Annotated in this window: 29 protein-coding genes and 1 tRNA gene; 2 read left to right on the top strand and 28 right to left on the bottom strand. The window is 61.5% G+C overall.

The features are described from left to right. Positions 1-431: 431 nt before the first annotated feature. The 27 genes from KZC57_RS16185 to KZC57_RS16065 form a co-directional block, all read right to left on the bottom strand. The gene (locus KZC57_RS16185; protein ID WP_247642220.1) at positions 432-851 is read right to left on the bottom strand and encodes a hypothetical protein; all 420 of its coding nucleotides are present in this window, start codon (positions 849-851) and stop codon (positions 432-434) included. After that, positions 848-1,030 (bottom strand): hypothetical protein, encoded by a 183-nt coding sequence (locus tag KZC57_RS16180; protein ID WP_247642219.1) that lies wholly within the window; start codon positions 1,028-1,030, stop codon positions 848-850. Before KZC57_RS16180 ends, KZC57_RS16185 begins: the two co-directional genes overlap by 4 nt. Next, a complete protein-coding gene (locus KZC57_RS16175) occupies positions 1,023-1,166 on the bottom strand; it encodes a hypothetical protein (RefSeq protein WP_247642218.1) in 144 nt (47 codons plus the stop codon). Before KZC57_RS16175 ends, KZC57_RS16180 begins: the two co-directional genes overlap by 8 nt. 676 nt (positions 1,167-1,842) lie before the next feature. After that, a complete protein-coding gene (locus KZC57_RS16170) occupies positions 1,843-2,997 on the bottom strand; it encodes a hypothetical protein (protein WP_247642217.1) in 1,155 nt (384 codons plus the stop codon). Next, a complete protein-coding gene (locus tag KZC57_RS16165) occupies positions 2,981-3,223 on the bottom strand; it encodes a hypothetical protein (RefSeq protein ID WP_247642216.1) in 243 nt (80 codons plus the stop codon). Before KZC57_RS16165 ends, KZC57_RS16170 begins: the two co-directional genes overlap by 17 nt. Before the next feature lie 196 nt (positions 3,224-3,419). After that, a tRNA-Leu gene (locus tag KZC57_RS16160) sits at positions 3,420-3,493 on the bottom strand. Between the two features lie 294 nt (positions 3,494-3,787). Beyond that, positions 3,788-4,444, bottom strand: coding sequence for a hypothetical protein (locus KZC57_RS16155; protein ID WP_247642215.1), 657 nt, complete (start codon positions 4,442-4,444; stop codon positions 3,788-3,790). 103 nt (positions 4,445-4,547) lie between these two features. Continuing rightward, positions 4,548-5,039, bottom strand: a complete 492-nt coding sequence (locus KZC57_RS16150; protein WP_247642214.1) for a hypothetical protein — start codon at positions 5,037-5,039, stop codon at positions 4,548-4,550. Between the two features lie 58 nt (positions 5,040-5,097). After that, positions 5,098-5,514 carry a hypothetical protein gene (locus KZC57_RS16145; protein WP_247642213.1) on the bottom strand — a complete coding sequence of 139 codons (417 nt, stop codon included), beginning with the start codon at positions 5,512-5,514 and terminating at the stop codon, positions 5,098-5,100. Then, entirely contained in the window at positions 5,507-5,746 is a 240-nt protein-coding gene (locus KZC57_RS16600) for a glutaredoxin domain-containing protein (protein WP_374206620.1), read from the bottom strand. The genes KZC57_RS16145 and KZC57_RS16600 overlap by 8 nt, the downstream gene beginning before the upstream one ends. Beyond that, positions 5,739-5,912 (bottom strand): hypothetical protein, encoded by a 174-nt coding sequence (locus KZC57_RS16140; protein WP_247642212.1) that lies wholly within the window; start codon positions 5,910-5,912, stop codon positions 5,739-5,741. The genes KZC57_RS16600 and KZC57_RS16140 overlap by 8 nt, the downstream gene beginning before the upstream one ends. Continuing rightward, entirely contained in the window at positions 5,905-6,108 is a 204-nt protein-coding gene (locus tag KZC57_RS16135) for a hypothetical protein (protein ID WP_247642211.1), read from the bottom strand. The genes KZC57_RS16140 and KZC57_RS16135 overlap by 8 nt, the downstream gene beginning before the upstream one ends. Before the next feature lie 295 nt (positions 6,109-6,403). Next, positions 6,404-6,721: a hypothetical protein gene (locus KZC57_RS16130; RefSeq protein ID WP_247642210.1), complete on the bottom strand. Its 318-nt coding sequence runs from the start codon at positions 6,719-6,721 to the stop codon at positions 6,404-6,406. Continuing rightward, positions 6,718-6,927 (bottom strand): hypothetical protein, encoded by a 210-nt coding sequence (locus KZC57_RS16125; RefSeq protein ID WP_247642209.1) that lies wholly within the window; start codon positions 6,925-6,927, stop codon positions 6,718-6,720. The genes KZC57_RS16130 and KZC57_RS16125 overlap by 4 nt, the downstream gene beginning before the upstream one ends. A 410-nt stretch (positions 6,928-7,337) precedes the next feature. Next, positions 7,338-7,892, bottom strand: coding sequence for a hypothetical protein (locus KZC57_RS16120; RefSeq protein WP_247642208.1), 555 nt, complete (start codon positions 7,890-7,892; stop codon positions 7,338-7,340). Positions 7,893-8,056: 164 nt separating this feature from the next. Continuing rightward, positions 8,057-8,272, bottom strand: coding sequence for a WhiB family transcriptional regulator (locus KZC57_RS16595; protein WP_374206621.1), 216 nt, complete (start codon positions 8,270-8,272; stop codon positions 8,057-8,059). 44 nt (positions 8,273-8,316) lie between these two features. Next, the gene (locus KZC57_RS16115) at positions 8,317-8,664 is read right to left on the bottom strand and encodes a hypothetical protein (RefSeq protein WP_247642207.1); all 348 of its coding nucleotides are present in this window, start codon (positions 8,662-8,664) and stop codon (positions 8,317-8,319) included. Positions 8,665-8,731: 67 nt separating this feature from the next. Continuing rightward, positions 8,732-8,956 (bottom strand): hypothetical protein, encoded by a 225-nt coding sequence (locus KZC57_RS16110; protein ID WP_247642206.1) that lies wholly within the window; start codon positions 8,954-8,956, stop codon positions 8,732-8,734. After that, positions 8,953-9,504: a hypothetical protein gene (locus tag KZC57_RS16105; protein WP_247642205.1), complete on the bottom strand. Its 552-nt coding sequence runs from the start codon at positions 9,502-9,504 to the stop codon at positions 8,953-8,955. Before KZC57_RS16105 ends, KZC57_RS16110 begins: the two co-directional genes overlap by 4 nt. Before the next feature lie 332 nt (positions 9,505-9,836). Beyond that, positions 9,837-10,517 (bottom strand): lambda exonuclease family protein, encoded by a 681-nt coding sequence (locus KZC57_RS16100; protein ID WP_247642204.1) that lies wholly within the window; start codon positions 10,515-10,517, stop codon positions 9,837-9,839. Between the two features lie 732 nt (positions 10,518-11,249). Further along, entirely contained in the window at positions 11,250-11,465 is a 216-nt protein-coding gene (locus KZC57_RS16095) for a hypothetical protein (protein ID WP_247642203.1), read from the bottom strand. A gap of 160 nt (positions 11,466-11,625) precedes the next feature. Beyond that, positions 11,626-11,790, bottom strand: a complete 165-nt coding sequence (locus KZC57_RS16090; RefSeq protein ID WP_247642202.1) for a hypothetical protein — start codon at positions 11,788-11,790, stop codon at positions 11,626-11,628. A gap of 306 nt (positions 11,791-12,096) precedes the next feature. Next, entirely contained in the window at positions 12,097-12,675 is a 579-nt protein-coding gene (locus KZC57_RS16085; protein WP_247642201.1) for a hypothetical protein, read from the bottom strand. 444 nt (positions 12,676-13,119) lie between these two features. Then, positions 13,120-13,425, bottom strand: a complete 306-nt coding sequence (locus KZC57_RS16080) for a hypothetical protein (protein ID WP_247642200.1) — start codon at positions 13,423-13,425, stop codon at positions 13,120-13,122. A gap of 508 nt (positions 13,426-13,933) precedes the next feature. Next, a complete protein-coding gene (locus tag KZC57_RS16075; protein ID WP_247642199.1) occupies positions 13,934-14,167 on the bottom strand; it encodes a hypothetical protein in 234 nt (77 codons plus the stop codon). After that, complete coding sequence (locus KZC57_RS16070; RefSeq protein ID WP_247642198.1) at positions 14,164-14,496, bottom strand: helix-turn-helix transcriptional regulator; 333 nt, start codon at positions 14,494-14,496, stop codon at positions 14,164-14,166. Before KZC57_RS16070 ends, KZC57_RS16075 begins: the two co-directional genes overlap by 4 nt. Next, positions 14,493-14,717 carry a hypothetical protein gene (locus KZC57_RS16065; RefSeq protein WP_247642197.1) on the bottom strand — a complete coding sequence of 75 codons (225 nt, stop codon included), beginning with the start codon at positions 14,715-14,717 and terminating at the stop codon, positions 14,493-14,495. Before KZC57_RS16065 ends, KZC57_RS16070 begins: the two co-directional genes overlap by 4 nt. Before the next feature lie 242 nt (positions 14,718-14,959). On the opposite strand from KZC57_RS16065, the gene KZC57_RS16060 reads away from it, so the two are divergent. After that, the gene (locus tag KZC57_RS16060; RefSeq protein WP_247642196.1) at positions 14,960-15,391 is read left to right on the top strand and encodes a hypothetical protein; all 432 of its coding nucleotides are present in this window, start codon (positions 14,960-14,962) and stop codon (positions 15,389-15,391) included. Beyond that, a complete protein-coding gene (locus tag KZC57_RS16055; RefSeq protein ID WP_247642195.1) occupies positions 15,357-15,755 on the top strand; it encodes an ImmA/IrrE family metallo-endopeptidase in 399 nt (132 codons plus the stop codon). Before KZC57_RS16060 ends, KZC57_RS16055 begins: the two co-directional genes overlap by 35 nt. Here KZC57_RS16055 and KZC57_RS16050 read toward each other — a convergent pair. Then, positions 15,709-16,995: a tyrosine-type recombinase/integrase gene (locus tag KZC57_RS16050; RefSeq protein ID WP_247642194.1), complete on the bottom strand. Its 1,287-nt coding sequence runs from the start codon at positions 16,993-16,995 to the stop codon at positions 15,709-15,711. The two genes, KZC57_RS16055 and KZC57_RS16050, sit on opposite strands and share 47 nt — an antisense overlap. Between the last annotated feature and the right edge of the window lie 280 nt (positions 16,996-17,275).

Here is a 17,275-nt window from a genome sequence, read left to right as displayed (position 1 = left end):
CTCGGTTAGTCGGTGTCGCCTGGTGCTGCTGGGTCGCAGCATGTGGCGGCTTGCCAGATGCTGACGTGGCCTTCGTTGCAGGTGTCGCAGGTGTGGAGTGTGCGGGTCATTGTTGACCTGTCCTTAACGGGGTGAGGCCCTGACCGTCTGTGGTCGGGGCTTCGTGTGGGTGTGGAGTTCAGTCGTAGCCGGGTGTGAAGGAGAGCCTGTTGCGGCTGGGTTCGTAGCCGGCGAGGTCGTCGTTGTCGCAGCACCTGTCGCTTGCGGATTGTGAGTTCCAGATGGTGTCGCAGGAGATGCACGCGTATTCGGGTTCGGTCATGCGTGTGCTCCGGTGGTTGTGCCGTGGATTCGGTTGCCGCAGACGCATGTGATGGTCCCGGTTGTCGGGTAGGTGGCGGGTCGTCCGCATCGTGCACACGTCGTGACGGTCATTGTTCGCTCCCGAGATCGGGTATCCCGTACCAAATGAGGGCGGTCAGGTTGCCGATCATCTCCGCGATCGATTCGGGGTGATCTTTGAGCCATCGCCGGGCTCCGACGCGGGTTTGCTCGAGCCCGCTGTGGTGGTAGAGAGCAACGTGAGATGCCTCGTGGGCGACTATCGAGAGGTATAGTTCTTCGGCGTTGAGCATGATGACGGCGGCGACGCCGCGCGAGTCTGGTGCGTTCCATGCTTGCGAGTGGCCGCCGATGTTCTCTTGTCCGACTGCGGATTGCAGTTGCTTGGCGGTGTGGAAGATGAACACGTGGACGGCGTGCGGCACTGACATTTCGGGGGCGGCGTCGATGATGCCTTGCCATGCGACATGTTCTTCGGGCCAGGTCATCTCATCGCGCGTGTCGATCACTGCAACTCCCCGTTGATCCAGGTGCGCATTTTGGGTGTCCATCCGTCTGGTGTTTCGGGCTGGTCCGTCTTGTGGTTGAAGGCCCAGTTGAGTGCGGGTCGGCGGAGGATGTAGGCGAGGATGATCGCGGTGAGGGTGATGGCGGTCCATGTGAGGGTGCGCATCAGTCGGTCATCCATGGTCGTCTTCCACTTCGACGGTGTTGCAGTTCGCTTCGACTTCGATGATGAGGAGGTCGGGGTTTTCGTTGGCGTGTGCCCGGTAGAGGAGCCCGAGGATGAAGTCGTGTTCGAGGATGTACCAGGACTCACTCATGGCGTGTCCTTGTGGGTTCTTTCTGCCACCAGTAGTCGCCGTCTACCGCTCGGCCTTTGTGTGGGCCGGCGTGACCGTTGGTGAGGTGGCAGTCGAGGGAGTCGTTGTTGAGGAGGTGCGTGGCCGTGCAATCAGGTGTCATCGTCGTCTCCTGCTGGGGCGCACACACACTGCCAGTCCCCTTCGCCTTCCATGTGGATGATGGCGAGGTCACGGATGAGGTCTCTGGTGCTCTCCATGAGCGTGCCTTTCTAGGCGGGTGAGAGTTCTACGATGAGTGCGCCCATGCTGCGGGCGGCGTCTGCGTATTTCCGAGCGTGGTGCCCGCAGTAGACGAGTGTGCGACCGCTCGGGAGTGCGAACACTGCTTTGCCTCGAACGCTGATCCCGCACGCGTCGCAGGTTGCTAGGGAGTAGTCCTCGGTGTCGATGCCATCCACATCAGCTCCCATCTCGGAGGTGTTCTGCGCGGGTGCCATGTGACGGCATGTGTTGGGGCCGGAACACTGTGGTTGGTGTTCCGGCCCCGTGTGGTTCTGCCCACCGTTCCTCGACGCCGGTTGCCCTACATGTGTGGCTGTTACCCTGTGGCTGTTGCGTGGGAGGTGGGAGGTATGAATCCCTTGCCATGTGGTCGCGGTGGTCGAAACCGGTTGCCATACAGAGGGCAAGGGCGTTAGAGAACAGTCAGCGACTGTAGGTCGAATCCGTCTTCGGTGATGTCGAAGACGAGGAGGCCAGCATCGGAGTCACCGCCGCCGACGTTGCGGAACCAGGAAGAACCGTTGTCGGTCGTACAGGCCTGCAACCACCACTTCTGTCGTCCCGTGTTCGGGTTGCGACCAGAAGGGATGACGGTCAGGTGGTGGTAGTGGCCGCTCAGCATGATGTCGGCGCGTGCCATCGGCATGCCCCCGTGCTGCTGCTTCTGCCACCAACCGATCGCTTGACCGGATGAGAACTGGTTGCCGTGGACCATGCCGAGAACAGTTCCGAGGACGTCGAGGGTGACGGATTCGTCGTACGTGTCACTGAACGTCCACGCCGCGTCGATCCCGGCCGCGTGTGCGACCTTCGCGACCTGACGGTGCACGAACATGCCAAGGTCGTCACCGGGACGCCCAAGGTTCTGTTTCCCGTTCCGCCAGGCCGTGTGGTTCGACGGGGCCGACATCACATCAACGTGACCGTGACGGTGCATGACCTCGATGAACTTGTACAGCTCAGTGCCAGCAAGATCCATCTGCTGCGCCAACGACAAGTCATTCGTGAACATCGGGTTACCACCGGACTCGAAACCCTCGAACAGGTCACCCACTTCGGCGAGGACCGTCGACTGGGGTTTCCGCTGCTTGAGGTGTGCGGCGAGCCTGTCCCGCATTCCGGCGAGACGGTCGATGAGCTCGGGTGTGCCACCGCGGTGGTCGACTTTCCCGGCCTGCACGTCGGACAGGGCAACAACGGTGACACGATTCGCGGGTGCTGTCTTGACCTGAGCACGGGGCTTACGGCGACCCTCCGCATACAGGGCGGGAAGGTCGATCTCGGCGCCGGTGAGGCGTTTGAACTGTGCCCGGTAGGAGTACAGGTTCACGACGTCACGTTCGCCGCCCTCGAGTCGTTTCGACTGCTGCCAGGTCGACATGCGCACCGTGTCGTCGACGATGGCGAACGATGCGGGGTCGAGGCCGAACCGGTGAAAGATGTCGGCCCAGTCGGTGATCGGGGTTTCGGATTTAATGTCGCGGAACTCTCCACCGTCCGGGCCGACGTCTACGGTGCCGATGCTGGTGGTGGGTTCGGTGGCTTGTGCTCTAGACGCGATCGACATTGTGTGCCTTCCGCCAGACAGCGATGGTGTCCTTGTTTGCCCTGTACCCGGTGAAGTTGTCTTCGGGGTCGTCGTCGCGGATCATTTCGCAGACTCTGGCGTTGGAGTACCAGGTGTCGTTGAGCCAACTGGTGACGATGGTTCTGTGTTCGTCGTTGAGGGCGTCTAGCCAGGCTTCGAATTTGGTTTTGGGCGCTGCCTTCGCGCCGCGGTCTGCGAGGGACACGATGGTCGCCTTTCATAGCCGGTTTGGGCATAAGCCGTGAACATGCCGTATGTAGTTATGAAGAGTTGCCTCAGGCTGTCGTACGCGAACGTCTCGGCCACTTAGCTGCCAGGCATGTGCTGGAGCACCTGAGGTCTTCTGCGAGGGTTGCAACTTCGGTTCCGGCCCGAGGGCTACGTATGCCGACCTCGCATTGTGCCGCTCCCCAGATTCGAACTGGGACTGGACGGATTTTGAGTCCGTTGCCTCTACCGGTTGGGCTAGAGCGGCGTACCCGACCAAGCGCGGTGGCTGCTTCGGGTTATGACACGACGGGGTGCGCGCTTTGACCTGTAACCGTGGGGCTAGGGGTCGGTGGGGCTGTCGTGTGTTTGTCGGGTGCGTTCGTGTGCACCTGTTTTTCGCCGGCGTCGACCCGGCTTGTCCTCGACCGACCATTCGCCACGGGTCATTCCATGAGCCGACCGGGAGGAACAAAAATCCCCACCAGGCCCGGAGGACGGTGGGGAACTAAACGCCTGGGAGTTTAGACACTCCTTCTAGGCATATTCAGGATAGCAGATGTTACTCGAGTTCTGCTACCGCTTTGGTGAGCGTGTCGAAGTCGATTTCGACTCCGATTGCGCGGCCGAGTTCGATGAGCCCTTCACGCCCGACCCATACTGCGGCGCATTCATGGTTTCGGCATTCGGCGGTGATTTCGTGCCCAACGCGTGCGCTGATGAGAAGGTTGTCGGATGACTCGCCTTCCGCGTTGGTGACTTTACCGACGCCGCACCTAGGGCATTCGGATGATCGCAACGGAACCTGTTTGGGTGGTTCGATGAGATCCCACACTTTCGCCGCCCACGTGTCCGGGTATGCGTAAAGCCGTTCGTACATGTACTCGTCGATGTCGCCGGTGTTGTGGAGCGCGTGCAGTCGGTCCCAGAATCCGCGTAGGTCGAGTTTGAGTTCGCCTGCGACCTGGACGCCCCATTCCTGCAACCATGCCCGGGTGACGTCTTGGATGTGCATGAGGAGGTCGAGGGCGATTGCGTCTACGAGGTTGCGGGTTGCTGGTGATCCTCCCCCGCCGCGGCTGTTGTTGGAGGGGGTGACGAGTTTGGCGAGCCAGTCGACGAGGGGCGGGAAGTGTTGCTGTCTGTCGTGGTTGTCGACGGTTACGGTGAGGGTCCATGGTCCGATCAGTCGGGCCATCCCATCGGATAGTTCGGTCATGGGTTCTCGCTTTCGTGTTCAAGTGTGTGTTCTCGTGCACCGTCGATCTGTGGGCCAACAAGGATGACCGGACACGACGGACAACGCCACAACGGCGGCAAGGTCATCGCGCACCCCGAGCAGCACGCAGAGCCACATGCATGGCGTCACCGCGCTCAGCCAACGCCGCGCGGGCCTCATCCCACGCCTCCAACGCCGCAACGACCTCACGCTCGGACGGTTCGCCCTGCGGCTCCGGGTGCAACTTCGGGTGCTTGCACGGCATCCCGTGTCCGAACCACCACTCGCCGTCCTCGAACACGCAGTCATGCTCGGAGATGCGATCCTGCCGGGCCGGGTCGTAGTAGTCCAGGCTCCCGGCGCTCGGCTCCGGTACGTCGGAACGACGGAACTCATCGAGAAGCCGTGTCCGTAGTTGTTCGATCACATCTGCGACAATGCGCGGGTACCGGGCCACCTCATCGGCGTCCCAACCGCTGTACGACTTCACCTCCGCTTCCCGCTCGTCGTCCGTGGGTTCGTGTCGTGTGCGTTCGATGATGCTGTTGACGATCGCGCCCTGGTTCGCCATGAGTGCGTCGGCAGCTTCCTGCATCAGAGCGTTCGCGTGTCGGCAACCGTTTCCGTCTCCCTTGCGGAGTGCTGCGATCAGGTCAGAAAGGGGTCGGGTTTCCAAAGCTGTCACCTCCTGCGGGTGTGGTCCATGCGTCGGTCTGGGTGGATGCGCCCGGTGTCTGCCAGGGTTCGGGTGTGGGCGCCGGACGAGACTGGCCCGTGTTCCGCAGCACCGTCACCCCGTCAACCCACACGAGCAGGTCATAGTACTTCTTGCCTTCGTGTTCACGTTCGGCGGTCTCTTCCCGGCCGAAGAACGAGATGCGGTCCTTCTCCTGGAACTGGGTCCAGTCGATGTTCTTGCCGCGAATGGTTCGGAAGGTGCGCCCGGTGGTGTCGTACCCGCCGCTGTCGTTCTTGCGGGAGTGGGGTTCGCTGGTTTTGAGTCCCCATGCGCCGTCTGTGCCGACGAGTACCTTGTCGACGAATGCGGATCGGACCTGAATGTCAGCCATTTGCTGTTCTCCTTGTGTTGATGGTTTCGTCGATGAGGTCTGGGCGGTAACCACTCCAGTGGCGCACCCCGTCCATCACGACGGGTGCAGTGAGGTGGCCCATTGCTTTCAACAGGGGCCTGTAGTCATCCGCAGCGACCTCCTTCACCTCGATGCCTGCCGCGTTGAACCTGCGGAGCGTGGCTTTGCAGGGTTGACAGTTGGGTTGGGTGTACACAACAACCTCAGTCATAGAAGCTCCAATCGCGTTCGAGCAGGGTTCGGCAGAGCTTGCACGTGACGGCCGTGGGGTCGCCTGTTTTGTGCTCGAAGGACGAGGGGCCGTTTGCGTGCAGGCTGGTCGGCGGCGATCCACCTACCCAGTGGGTGTCCTTGGTTTCTTTGAGGTCCTCAGTCACGCGGCACCTTCCTAAGCGCTTCGGTGAACAGTCGGAGGTCGTCAGCCGTCCCGCCGATCTGAGCAAACATGCGCAGGGACTCGAGTTCGCGCGGTCCCCATCCCAGTCCGCGGAGGGTGAGCGCGATGTCGTCGGTCGTGGCGAGCGTGTCGAACATGGCTCGGATGGGCTCTGTGATCCAATCGATGACCTTCATGCGGCTAGTTCCTGTTCCCATTCCTCGCGACGGAACTTCACGGGCCGCAACCCGTGTGACCGCCGCAACACCCGCACATGCTCAACCGGCACCTGCAACCTGTGTGCGATCACCGGGTCGGGCACACCCTGTACAACGAGGTCGTGCACCCTGTCCCCCATCGCCGTCCGACGTGGCGAATCCTCGAGTAGCCCACGTACCGCTGACACGATGAGGTCGTCGAGGCGCGTGTTGGCCCTGTCCGCCCTTCCTGCGAGCTCGAACCACTCACGGTCGGGGATGTTCAAAGCGAGCTTCACTGGTCGGCTCCTTCCTGCTTCAACTTCTTGCCAGCACGGGCCGCGGCGCTGTTCTTCTCGATCTCGCGCAGCAGCTCGTCTGTCAACGCTTCGACCTTCGCCCACGCCTCCCGAGCTGACTTCGCCCGCTCACGCCACCGACGCAGATCGGCGCGCGTGATCGGCTTACCGTGCTCGAAGAACTCCGAGAGCATCGACTTGCGAACCGCGTCTACCGCCGATCGTTTTGCCTTCCTAGCGAGGTCGTTTCCGCGCTCCCGAAGCTCGTCATCAGACAGCGCAGGTGTCTCGTCTCGAACTACTCGAAGGTTCACTGGTCGGCTTCTTCCCTCGCTACGGACACGCGCCAGAATCCGATTCGACGGTCACCGTCGAGCCGAACAGTGAGGTAGGTGCCAGGCTTGCGTGGCGGCCCCTCATGGTCAGGGCACTCGCATCCTTCAAGACCACAACCTGCGCCGTGGTCCTTGCCATCTTCGAACGCTAGAGTCACGATCTGGCCCGTCATCGCGTCGGTCATGGTTTCCTCCATAGTTTTAGTTCTTCGGGTGTGAGGACCGACCGGCACGACGCACACAACGCCGCCGACGTTCTCGCCTCACGACGCAACCCACACCTCGGACACGCAGACACCGGGCCACTCATCGATCCCTCCGAGGCTTGTGAAGGGTGCAGCACAGGTGCGGACCCGCATGGTTGTAGAGCAGCCCGCAACGGCGTCCACCCTCGATCGCTTCACGGCAGATCGCCTGTCCGTTCATCTCGATAACCCCTGTCAATGGAAAAGGCCACGACCCGAGATGCTGGGACTGTGGCCTGTGGATAACTGTTCACTCCGGGAGCCGCATCTTCGTTAGAAGATGGAGTTGGAGTAGTAGTAGTAGCTGTAGTAGTAGTAGGGGTCGGTCGTAGCCTTGCCCGACGTTTGGGCTAAATGTTGCCCGTAGCGTTGGTCGTAGCCATGCCGTCGAACGGCAAGAACCCCGGGAAGTCCCACACGAGTTCCGTCTTCGTTTCCCGAACCGGAACCGCCGGCTGCTTCAACACCGTCTTCACCTGCGGCTTATCCCACGCCGCAAGTTCCGGTTCCTTCTTCTTCAACCGGGTCAGCTCATGCACGAGAACCGCCCTGATCTTGTTCGACGCGATAGCCCCGTACGCGTTCGTCATAGACACCGCAAGCCGCCACTGCTTCATGAGGCCGTCGTGACGCACCCAGGACCGAACCATCACCTCATCGGTCGACTGATCGAACACGCAATAGAACTTGTCTGAGAGCTCCTGCGCGGCGACCATCACGTCCCCTGTGGTCATCTCCCGTGACATGGCGGCGAGGCGGCCGGGGTGGAACTCGACGCAGCCCGCGTAGTCGAGCTTCGGGTGTGTCAGCAGCTTGAAGTAGAGGGACTGTGCGCCTGCGGTGAGGTCTCTGAAGTCGGCGTCGGACCAGATGGCGATGGCGATGTTGGCTCTGTCACGCGCCACGGTTACCCCCTGTCATTCGTTTCTCTTGTGGCATGTGCAGGTGTTGATGCGGCATGCTTCGTCGCCACCCCAGTTCTTCCCCGGGTGGCAGCGTGGGCAGCGACCACACGCGGGCTGTTCACGGGCGTACGTGGTCGGGATCGCGCCCGGTGCTGTCAGGTAACTCATGCGGCGCTCCTTCTCCTGAGTTGTCCGAGGCGGCGTGGTGAGAGGCCACCCCAGATGCCTGATGTTTGGCCCGTGCGTACAGCGAATTGGATGCATTCGGCTTGTACGGGGCATGTTGAGCAGATGGCGATGGCTGCTTCCGCGGTGGGTCTGTCACCGTTTTCCGGGAACCATGCGTCCGGGTTGGTGGTGGCACAGGCAGCGTCTCGCATCCACGTTTCCGGGGTCAGGTTGTCCTCCGTATACACACGGATCGTCATGTGGTGACCTCGAGTTCGAGTCGTGCCTTGCCGCCGGGTTCGTGGCGGATGAGTGGGGCGCGTTTGTCCATGTACTGGGGGGTGTCGTCCGGGACGATGCCTGCGTCTACGAGCCCGTCGCACATGGCTTTGAAGGTGGGGTAGATGTTGTCGGAGTCTCGGCGCCGTTTGTCTGTGACTACCCATGTGAGCTGCACGGTGACGTGTTCGGCCGGGTCCATGCCCATCGCGAACAGTCGGGTGCAGTCGCGGATCTCGCGTGTCTTCTTGGCTTTGGCTGCCCAGTGGAGGCGTTGGTTTGCGTTGAGTGGCGGTCTGGGCCAGTCGAATGTGAGCACCGTCATGTTTGTCTCCTGGGGTGCAGTGAGGGCGCGCATCCGTGATCGATTGCGCGCCCTCGTGTGGTTGGTGTCAGATTCCGATGCGTTCAAGCACCGTCTTTTCTTCGTCGTTCGAGTTGAGCCATCGAAGCGCGCCCTCTGCCTGTTCGAAGTACGCCTTGTAGACGAGGCCTTCGATGATCTCGGCTGCTAGTCCATGCGGGTCAAGAGGGCCGTTCCAGTCGCGGATGATGCGTTCGATGGCTTGCTCGGCGGTGTACTGGTCGAGCGGTTCACGGTATGCGATGTCGATCATCCGAGTTCTGCCCGTCGCGCCTCGATTGCGTCTTTCACCTGGTTGTGGATGCCGATGCGTGTTGCGTGTGCGGCGATCTCGTCGAGTTTCAGGGTGGTGGTTGCCTGGTTGATGGCGGCGTGTGCAGCATCAACCTTCGACCCATCCACCGGTGCAGCATCAGCGAGGGGTTGGATCATCACCTTCTTGGTCTTCCCGCGGGTGATGATGTGTTTCGCTTCGAACGCCTTGTCGATGTGTGACATGGCTCGGATGCGAATGCCGCCGACTGGTTGTCCTGCCCACAGAACTTCGGGGTCGTTGAAGATCGTGATGCGTCGCCCAACCCAGACGGTTGAGTCGGTCCCCCACGCCTGCACGATGTCCCGGAGTGCGGTCTTGGATGGCTTCCACGGGCGACCGGTCCCGTACGCGTCAGTGATGATGTGTACGGGCTGATCCTTGTCGCCTGGTTTGACGTCAACGATGGTGATGGTGACGTCGCGGCCTACGAGGTCGATCGCATTGAGCTGGTCCGACTTCGCGACGATTGCTGCGGATACGTCCACGTCAAACCCTCTCGTAGTCAAGGCCGACCGATCGCAACCCCTCGCGGATTCGATCCTGGAAGTCCTCAGGGAACGGCTGGCCTTCTTCGTGATCCAGGGGCCAGATGTAGTAGCTCGGCGTCTCTCCAAACTCGTTCATCACTTACCTCCCACTGCGACGTAGGTGTCTCGAAGAATCGCCATAAGCACGCGCATCTCTGCCGACTGGGGTAGCCCCGCGTCCTGATCTGGCTTGACGAAGCAGTCCCAGACCTCCTGCACCATCGCGGGAGTCACGTCGAAGTTGAGCGGTCGCACCTTGATCGGGTGGACCTTCCGCTTGAATGGGTTTCTCATGAGAATGTGATCTCCTCGATGCTTGCCCGCCGTTCGGTCAGGGGTAGACCTTCTGTGGCGGTGGTGAAGTTGTTGACGATGTTGGTGACGTTGATTTCGAACGTCTCGGCGGCGGCATGGATGGCGTCTGTCCAACGAGTGTCGGGGTGGACGCGTTTGACCCAGAGTGGGAGGCCGGCGCTGTAGGAGATGTAGTCGCAGTATTCGCGGCCACTGACGAGCATTCCCGCGTGCATCTGGGCCATGTTCTCGAGCGGCGGCAACCCCTTCAACACGGTCTTGAGGTGTTCCTTGGGTCGCCGGGACTTGATCTCAATCAGCCCCGTCTCTCCCACGAGTCCGTCTGGTGAGTAGCCGATCCTGTAGCTTCCGAAGTCGCGGACCATGAACCCGACCTGTTCGACCGGTGCGAAGTGCTCGGCGTAGGCATCACGGGCGAACGGTTCGTCGTCCGTCCCCCGCTGCATGTCCGCGGTCGGGTAAACGAAGTCGACGTGTCCGGTGATGCGTTCGGCGGCGAGTTGCATGGTGAGGCCGCGTGAGGTTTCGTTGTCCGCGACTTTGAGGGTGGTGGGGGTGATGAGGCGGCCGATGGTGGATGCGGTGAGTAGACCACATCTCGCAGCCAGCCACTCATCACTTCCCTGTTCGAGCTCGGCGAACGTCGTCAGCGTCATGGGTTGGTCTCTATTCCGGTGATGCCGAGGTTCTGGTAGATGGCTTCGTTGCGTGCTGCCCTGTATGCGTAGGCCCAAATGAAGGAGGGGTAGATGTCTATGGCGGTGGTTCCGCGGTAGACGGCCCAGCATCCGGATTCGGTGTGCGCAACACGAACACGACTAGTCATGGTCGCCACCCTCCTTGGTCTTGGAGTCGTTTCTGTGCCACTACGGATTCCCAGTAGCGGACGTGTGATTGTGCGAGTGCGATCGCTGTGGGGTTGTTGCCGTGTTGGGCGTGGTTGAGGTATGCCTGTTCCTGGGCCAACCGGTCGAGTGCTTCGTCAAGAGTCATGACCGTCATCGCCTGGATAGACCGAGTCGGACCATTCGCCTTCAACCCCGACGCGCCACCATGGCTTCTCGTGGGTGAATCGCATGACCCAAGCCATTGCGTCAATCACGCAGGCCGATCGCGAGCAGACCCAAGTGGACATGTGAGGCCGCGTCCGGTCATAAGCATCTGGCTGATTCGTCACGATCACCTCTGACCGCTTGTGATCACAGCGCGGGTCGTCGTTGCGGCTCATGGTCGTCTCCTGGTTTTGGGTTCGCGGCATGTCAGGCAGACGATGGCGAAGAAGGTAAAGAAGAGCCCCGTCAACCAGAGGGTTGCGGGGCTGTTGGGGGTGAACGTGATACACCCGAGACAGAGGGCGGCGAGTGTGAACGCCGCAAACCTAAGCGTCATCATCGCCTCTTCCGTCCCGCGATGTACGCAGCTCGCCAGGATGCGATCAGCCCGTAGATGGCAGTAGTTCCGATGAAGTACCAGCCGAGCACACGCAGGGCACCTTCCCCCGCCTGCGGTGGCCCTGTCAGCGCGTAGAGAGCACACAGGATGCCCGGTACGGCCCAGATGCATACGAGCGCCTGCATCCACTGCTTCTTCTCGGTGTCGCTCATCGGAGTGCTTCTCTCTGTTGTTCGGTGAGGAATCGGACGGGCCGTTTGAGGACGACCCGTTCGATCTCGTCCCACATGTCCACCAGACCGATACGCCACATCGTGTGCGCCTGCAAACCCTCCGCGAGTGCACGGAACACGGGGTCATTCGGGGTGTTCATCACGGTTCTCCTTTGATCGTGTTGATGGCGGCCTGTGCGCGGGTGATCCACCATGCGAGGTCGTCCGGGTGTGTCGGTGGCCACGGGGATACCGGGGCGTCGGGTTCGTCGGGTGCGGGGGCCTCAAACATCGCCGCCGCCACCCGCTCGATCAGGTCATCCATCAGCGCACCACCCGATCCACACGCAACAAGTAACCGCCCACCTGGTACATCACGACGCCGCCCAGGTACAAGGTGACGTCAGCGCGGATAAGCCGGTCACCGTTCACAGCCGTGCGCGTGGTGAAGTTCTCCGCGTGAACACGAACCCTCTGTCGCAACCCCACCGCGTTCACCCCCAACACGCTCTGCATGAACAGTGCGGCACGAGTCGGCCTCTGTAGTGGCAGAGTCTCGACTGGTTGAAGTGCTCAGGGCCACCATGAGCGGCCGCATGAACACATGTCTCACAGCCTTCAACCGTGAACATCAGTCCGACTCCGGCCAAATACGCCGAGCCGCGGTGATGAGCGAGTCGTCGAAGTTAAGGGCGTAGTCGCGGCTCGAGTCGTAGAACTGCGAGTCGTCCACCAAGTAGGCGCGCTCGGGCTGGCCGTGTTCGGCGACAACCCAGACTTCCCCGGGCTTGGCGTCTTCCCAGGGCTTCCGCTCCGGGTGCGCCTCGAAGTAGGCACGCGCGGCCTCACGAGCCGCAGAACGCACATCCTCATAATTGGAGTGCCCATAGATCGTGTCTATGTTGTCTTCCCACACCGTCAGCAGGCGTGGCTCTTCTTCCGCGAGTACGGTAACCCCACGAATCCCTGGACGCGGGCTATCGAATGTATAGGGGTACACGACGTAGTCGGGGTTCTCGGGCCAACGCCACCGTCCGAGTTCTTCGTCGCGCTCATGCTGGAAGAACTCACGCAGTGCGTCCATCTCGTCTGCCCTGGCCCACGTGACAACTACGGGGAAATCTGTGGTTGGACCCGGAAAGACAATCTCCGCTCGCCCATCGGCCAGCGTCCCGACCGTGATGCCGTTACTTGCTTCGAACTTGTCCATCAGTGGCCTTCCTTGTGTAGTGCGCGTTGGTAGGCGGCCGTTTCGACCAGGAACCCCGCAACCCGCAAACGCCTATCCCGACGCGCCGCCAACAAACGACGCACGAAACTACCCACGGTCGTTGTCCGGCCAAGGGATCCCGTGCCACCCGATCTCCCCGGTCTCACGATCGATGTGCCACTGCTGCAAGTTGAACCGCCCCGTGTGCTGGTTCACGACCGCACGAACGCGGCGCTTCCAAGTCATAACCTCACGCATGTCCGTGCTCCCTTATGTCTCTTGTGCCATATCCCGGCGAGGGTTCGGGTAACCCCATGCACCCGAACCCCCACCCACGCACGCAGCCCCACACCACGCACAACCCCACAACCACCCCAACGGTGCAGGGAAACAAAAGAACCGGCCCCCAACACGGGAACCGGTTCAAAGAAAGAAGCGAAGAGGCTAGGGGGAACTCACAAGGTCAGCCGCCCCCATAGCGAACTTCAGCATGTAGTCGCTGTGGCCCACAGCGCGCCGCTCAGCGAACTCGATACGTTCACGATCCACGGGCGAGCGACCCTTGCGTGCTCGAAGTCGATTGACGGCATCAAGCATCGCCAGGCGCTCGAACACAACCCACCCGAGCTCCCCCGAAACCGGGAGGAAAGACGAGCGATCGGAACGCTCCTGTGCAGCGTTCATGAGCACCCCGTGCAACTCGTTGACGTCTTCCCGCCACGCCGCGGCCTCACTTGCTGTCATGCTCATGTCGTTCATCCTTCCATGTGGTTGAGAAGGGGGCCGGCGCTACCAACACCAGCCCCCAGGTCGGTGGGAGACACGCGGGTATCCAGACCGCGCTACAACTCTCGAAACCACCAACCAAGTGCCCCACCCGTGCACGACCACGGCGCCGGCCAAACCGACCATGAGGCTTCCCCGGGCCGTTCCTAACGAATCGCAGACACACCTCTATGCGCCTCATCGCCGTGTAGCAGCAGACACCACAAACAGTGATGAGGAATGCCTGCCCCCGTAGCTCCCGGAGTAAAACTGAACTCCACCCAACAGGCCCGCACTCATCCCGGAACCCCACAGTCGGTGTTCTATGAAACGTCGTCTTCCTCAACCGGGCCCCGAGCGGGCATCGGCTTACGGTGTATCTCCTGCCCCGAAGGGTTCCGGAAGACAACTATGTGTTGTTGCTGCCGCGCCAGGGCACGACGAGTAGCGCTACCCCCAGCGACAGGGGTAGAGCCGGATCAGATAACGGGGATCAGCCGGTAAGAGCCGCCCGCTTACGCGCGGCGAGGAACCTTGTCAGCACGGACATTGCGTGGCTCCAGTGCTCGGCGTCGTGGCGGGAGTTCTCTTCGATCAGGTCCGAAGAGAACATGACCGCATCAGACCAGAGGTCGTTTCCGGTGCCAGCGTGCACGGATCGGAACTCCAGCAGGATTGGGTTGGCCGGGTTCTTCTGCGGGTACGCCATGGAGGCGAACTGGCTCATGATCCTGCTCCGGTGTTCGAGACACGAATCTTCTGGTCGTGTCGGTTGGATGCGCACCAATCCCCACCTAGCGCCGCCAGCTCCTGCTGCAAAGCGTTGACCTGCGCCAAGATGACAGCGAGGTAGTCGGCTGTCAGGTCAGTCTCGATCGACGGGTAGCCGATGATGTCGCGGAGTGCGATACCTTCGCTCCACCGGAGAGTGTTCTCGTTCTCCTCGCGGCGAGAGACGGTCGTCTGCGACCAGTTGAAACCCTTAGCGGCCATCCGCCGCGCGAGTTCTGTCTGAGACATAGCGGCCAGCTCGCGTGCCGCCCGCAGGCCGCTCACAGTTCCCACTCCTCATCGGGAAGCCACTTGAGAAAGCGGCGCGCCTCCTCCACGGGAACGATCCGCTTGCGGCCCGAGTACTTGGGCGTCAGGTCGCGTCGTTCGATGTGCTTGTACAACTGCCGCGTTGACAGTCCGATTACTTCGGAGAGCCGAGGGATGTCGAACGCGAGGATGCCCGAACGGTCCAGCGCCTCCTCAGCCGTCTGCTTAGCGCTCATCGAACATCTCCTTCACCGTCAAACGACGAATACCCCCGGCCAGCACGACGTCGCGAACCAGTGCGCTCTCTCCCTGAGCGCGCACTCGATCCACGATCGCAATGCGACCGGGGGTATCCGTGGGATTCATCATCCCGTCTCTTCTCTGCATATCTGAAGCCTACCTCCGCACATCTGCAGTGTCAAGCGCATATGCAGGGATAGATCGCATACATGAAGCCTGAGACCGCTAAACTGCAGTCATGCCTATTCGGAAGCTGCCCACGACGTTCGACCAACACCTTGGTTCCGTCATCGACGGACTCGCCAAGGCGAAAGGGGGTCGCGCTTGGCTCGCCACGCTCGGCACATGGTCGGAGGGCACGGTCGAGCGCCGCGTGACGGGTCGAACGGAGTTCACCGTCAAGGAACTCGAACTGGTGGCACACGCCCTCAGCACAACGCCCGACGCCATCGTCTCGCAGGCCCTCCGCAACTACGCCAACGGAAGTGAAGAAGAGGGGATCGCGAAGCTACTGGACGAGTTGGCGCCGGCAGTGTCCGAGCCTCCGACTAGCCTCGACGAACGGCGGTCGAAGAAGATCGCCGAGATGACGAACAAGGAGCTGGAGGGGCTTCGAGGTGTCGCTAACGAAGACGATGAGATCGGGCACGACGAACCCGAGCACCCCTAGGGGGCAGGCCTACGACCCGTGGGAGCACGCCGAGATGCTGGGCATCGAGGTTGTGGTCCGACGACTCAGAACTGCGCACGGGCGATGGTTCCCCGACTACAACACCATCGTTATCAACGATCGCCTGCGAAGCCGTGACCAGCGCCTAGTCCTCGCACACGAGATCGGCCACGGCGTCCACTTTCACGTAGACGAACGCCCCAAAAACGAAAGACAGGCTGACCAGTTCGCGGCGCAGAATCTCATCTGCCCGAACGAGCTGGCCAGCCTGTACGAGTGGTGCGACGACGAGCAGAGGATCATCGCCGAGCTTGGAGTTACACGGAACCTATTTCGCGCGTACGTACTGTCTCAGGCGGCGTGAACATCTCCGACAGAGAGTGCATCGCCTCCTGCAGTCGCGCCACGTCTGAACGCGACTTGTACTGACGAGTCATAGAACGCGTCGAGTGCCCGATGATCTCCTGAATGAGATCTTCGGGCACTTTCGCTAGGTAGAGCAGATCGACCGTGCAGTGTCGTATATCGTGCAGTCGGACCCGGCGTCCCGGCCCGAAAACCTCATCGCGGAGCTTCGGCCATTCGTTCGTGATCCGGTCTGGGTCCGGTGGGACGGGCCAGTTGTAGCGGCCGTGTCGCGTCGCGAACATCAGACCCCACTCGTTCGGAACGGCGGCGGCTGCATGGTTGAGAAGGATGCTTCGAAGCGGCTCCACCAGAGGGATAATCCGCCAGCCCGATCGTGACTTTGGGCGCGTGAGGTGCATGCCGCCCTTCACAGGGCGCGCCTCGTAGTCGTGCGGCTTCTCAAGGACGCGATCCGGGCAGTTGCCTGCGCGGCGAGAATCGCATTTGCCCCCACACCCGTGCGTGTACTCAAGCCGCTGAATCTGCCACGACAGGTCTAGGTAGTCCCCCACGCGGTCGAGCTCGAGTCCTGCTATCTCGCTTCGCCGAGCCCCGGTGAGAAGGTAGGTCGCCCATAGCGCCGTATCGGGATGGTTGTTCTCCAACAGGTACTGCAGCAGCTTGATGGCGTCGCCGAGCGTGAACACGTCCAAGTCCGGAACCGACTTGCGTGGCGGCTCGACTCGCTTCGCCGGGTTGAAGAAGAGTGCCCCCTGACGCACCGCGAACTCCAGGCCCGCGGACGCATAGTGATACGCGTTCGTCGCGGTACTCGGAGAAAGCCCCTGACTCAGCACGAACGCCTCGATTCGACGAACGGAGTCAGGTGTCACCTTGTTCAACTGGGTGGATGGCCCGAGCGCCGGCAGAATGTACGACCGCACGTACTGGGCGTAGGTCTTGGCGGTCTTGGGGCGCTTGTTGGGGATCACCTGCACCTTGAGCCACTTCTCGAACCAGTCACTCACGGTCGGGGAAGAGGTTGGGAGCGTGCCCATCTGGCGCTTCTGCTCTCGCAGTTCACGCAATGCGGCGTCGGCGTCGGTGCGGTTTTTGAATCGCTGCACCTTGCGGTTGCGGTATGGCTTGCCGTCTGGCTTCCACTTCACGGGAGGGAGCTCGATGGCGACGACCCACAGACCGGAGGCTTTCTCCTTGTACTGTGCGCCGTCGCCCGAGCGTGCTCGTTTAACCATCGACTACTCCTCATCTTCTGCCGTGCGCCGACCACATCTGTTGATTGATCAGTCCTACGTGCATCGGTCTTCTACGGATGTGCCTGTAACGGCTCATCGCTGCTCCCTTCCGGCCAAGGTGGTTGTAGCCGCATACCGTGGCCTCAAGCCTTACGCTCCATGCACCGTATGCGTCAGTAATGCCACCTTAGCGCGCGTATGCACCGTATTCAACTGCACATGTGCAGTATCGCCGGTTTCCGGTACCGTAGGTCGCAGGTTCGACTCCTGTCGGGGGCAC

The organism is Microbacterium sp. KSW4-4, assembly GCF_023091185.1.
In the GTDB taxonomy this organism is placed as follows: domain Bacteria; phylum Actinomycetota; class Actinomycetes; order Actinomycetales; family Microbacteriaceae; genus Microbacterium; species Microbacterium paraoxydans.
Note: the sequence above shows the minus strand (reverse complement) of the source record. Positions and strands in the feature narration are given on the sequence as shown.

Excerpts from the sequence above, each read along its gene's own strand:
- KZC57_RS16095 (WP_247642203.1), bottom strand. The coding sequence starts at position 11,465 with ATGAGCGACACCGAGAAGAAGCAGTGGATGCAGGCGCTCGTATGCATC.
- KZC57_RS16090 (WP_247642202.1), bottom strand. The coding sequence starts at position 11,790 with ATGGATGACCTGATCGAGCGGGTGGCGGCGGCGATGTTTGAGGCCCCC.
- KZC57_RS16135 (WP_247642211.1), bottom strand. The coding sequence starts at position 6,108 with ATGAAGGTCATCGATTGGATCACAGAGCCCATCCGAGCCATGTTCGAC.
- KZC57_RS16150 (WP_247642214.1), bottom strand. The coding sequence starts at position 5,039 with ATGCAGGAAGCTGCCGACGCACTCATGGCGAACCAGGGCGCGATCGTC.
- KZC57_RS16100 (WP_247642204.1), bottom strand. The coding sequence starts at position 10,517 with ATGACGCTGACGACGTTCGCCGAGCTCGAACAGGGAAGTGATGAGTGG.
- KZC57_RS16180 (WP_247642219.1), bottom strand. The coding sequence starts at position 1,030 with ATGGATGACCGACTGATGCGCACCCTCACATGGACCGCCATCACCCTC.
- KZC57_RS16050 (WP_247642194.1), bottom strand. The coding sequence starts at position 16,995 with ATGGTTAAACGAGCACGCTCGGGCGACGGCGCACAGTACAAGGAGAAA.
- KZC57_RS16600 (WP_374206620.1), bottom strand. The coding sequence starts at position 5,746 with ATGACTGAGGTTGTTGTGTACACCCAACCCAACTGTCAACCCTGCAAA.
- KZC57_RS16145 (WP_247642213.1), bottom strand. The coding sequence starts at position 5,514 with ATGGCTGACATTCAGGTCCGATCCGCATTCGTCGACAAGGTACTCGTC.
- KZC57_RS16080 (WP_247642200.1), bottom strand. The coding sequence starts at position 13,425 with ATGAGCATGACAGCAAGTGAGGCCGCGGCGTGGCGGGAAGACGTCAAC.
- KZC57_RS16065 (WP_247642197.1), bottom strand. The coding sequence starts at position 14,717 with ATGAGCGCTAAGCAGACGGCTGAGGAGGCGCTGGACCGTTCGGGCATC.
- KZC57_RS16085 (WP_247642201.1), bottom strand. The coding sequence starts at position 12,675 with ATGGACAAGTTCGAAGCAAGTAACGGCATCACGGTCGGGACGCTGGCC.
- KZC57_RS16075 (WP_247642199.1), bottom strand. The coding sequence starts at position 14,167 with ATGAGCCAGTTCGCCTCCATGGCGTACCCGCAGAAGAACCCGGCCAAC.
- KZC57_RS16170 (WP_247642217.1), bottom strand. The coding sequence starts at position 2,997 with ATGTCGATCGCGTCTAGAGCACAAGCCACCGAACCCACCACCAGCATC.
- KZC57_RS16110 (WP_247642206.1), bottom strand. The coding sequence starts at position 8,956 with ATGATCGACATCGCATACCGTGAACCGCTCGACCAGTACACCGCCGAG.
- KZC57_RS16595 (WP_374206621.1), bottom strand. The coding sequence starts at position 8,272 with ATGCGAGACGCTGCCTGTGCCACCACCAACCCGGACGCATGGTTCCCG.
- KZC57_RS16060 (WP_247642196.1), top strand. The coding sequence starts at position 14,960 with ATGCCTATTCGGAAGCTGCCCACGACGTTCGACCAACACCTTGGTTCC.
- KZC57_RS16155 (WP_247642215.1), bottom strand. The coding sequence starts at position 4,444 with ATGACCGAACTATCCGATGGGATGGCCCGACTGATCGGACCATGGACC.
- KZC57_RS16125 (WP_247642209.1), bottom strand. The coding sequence starts at position 6,927 with ATGACCGACGCGATGACGGGCCAGATCGTGACTCTAGCGTTCGAAGAT.
- KZC57_RS16175 (WP_247642218.1), bottom strand. The coding sequence starts at position 1,166 with ATGAGTGAGTCCTGGTACATCCTCGAACACGACTTCATCCTCGGGCTC.
- KZC57_RS16055 (WP_247642195.1), top strand. The coding sequence starts at position 15,357 with ATGAGATCGGGCACGACGAACCCGAGCACCCCTAGGGGGCAGGCCTAC.
- KZC57_RS16115 (WP_247642207.1), bottom strand. The coding sequence starts at position 8,664 with ATGACGGTGCTCACATTCGACTGGCCCAGACCGCCACTCAACGCAAAC.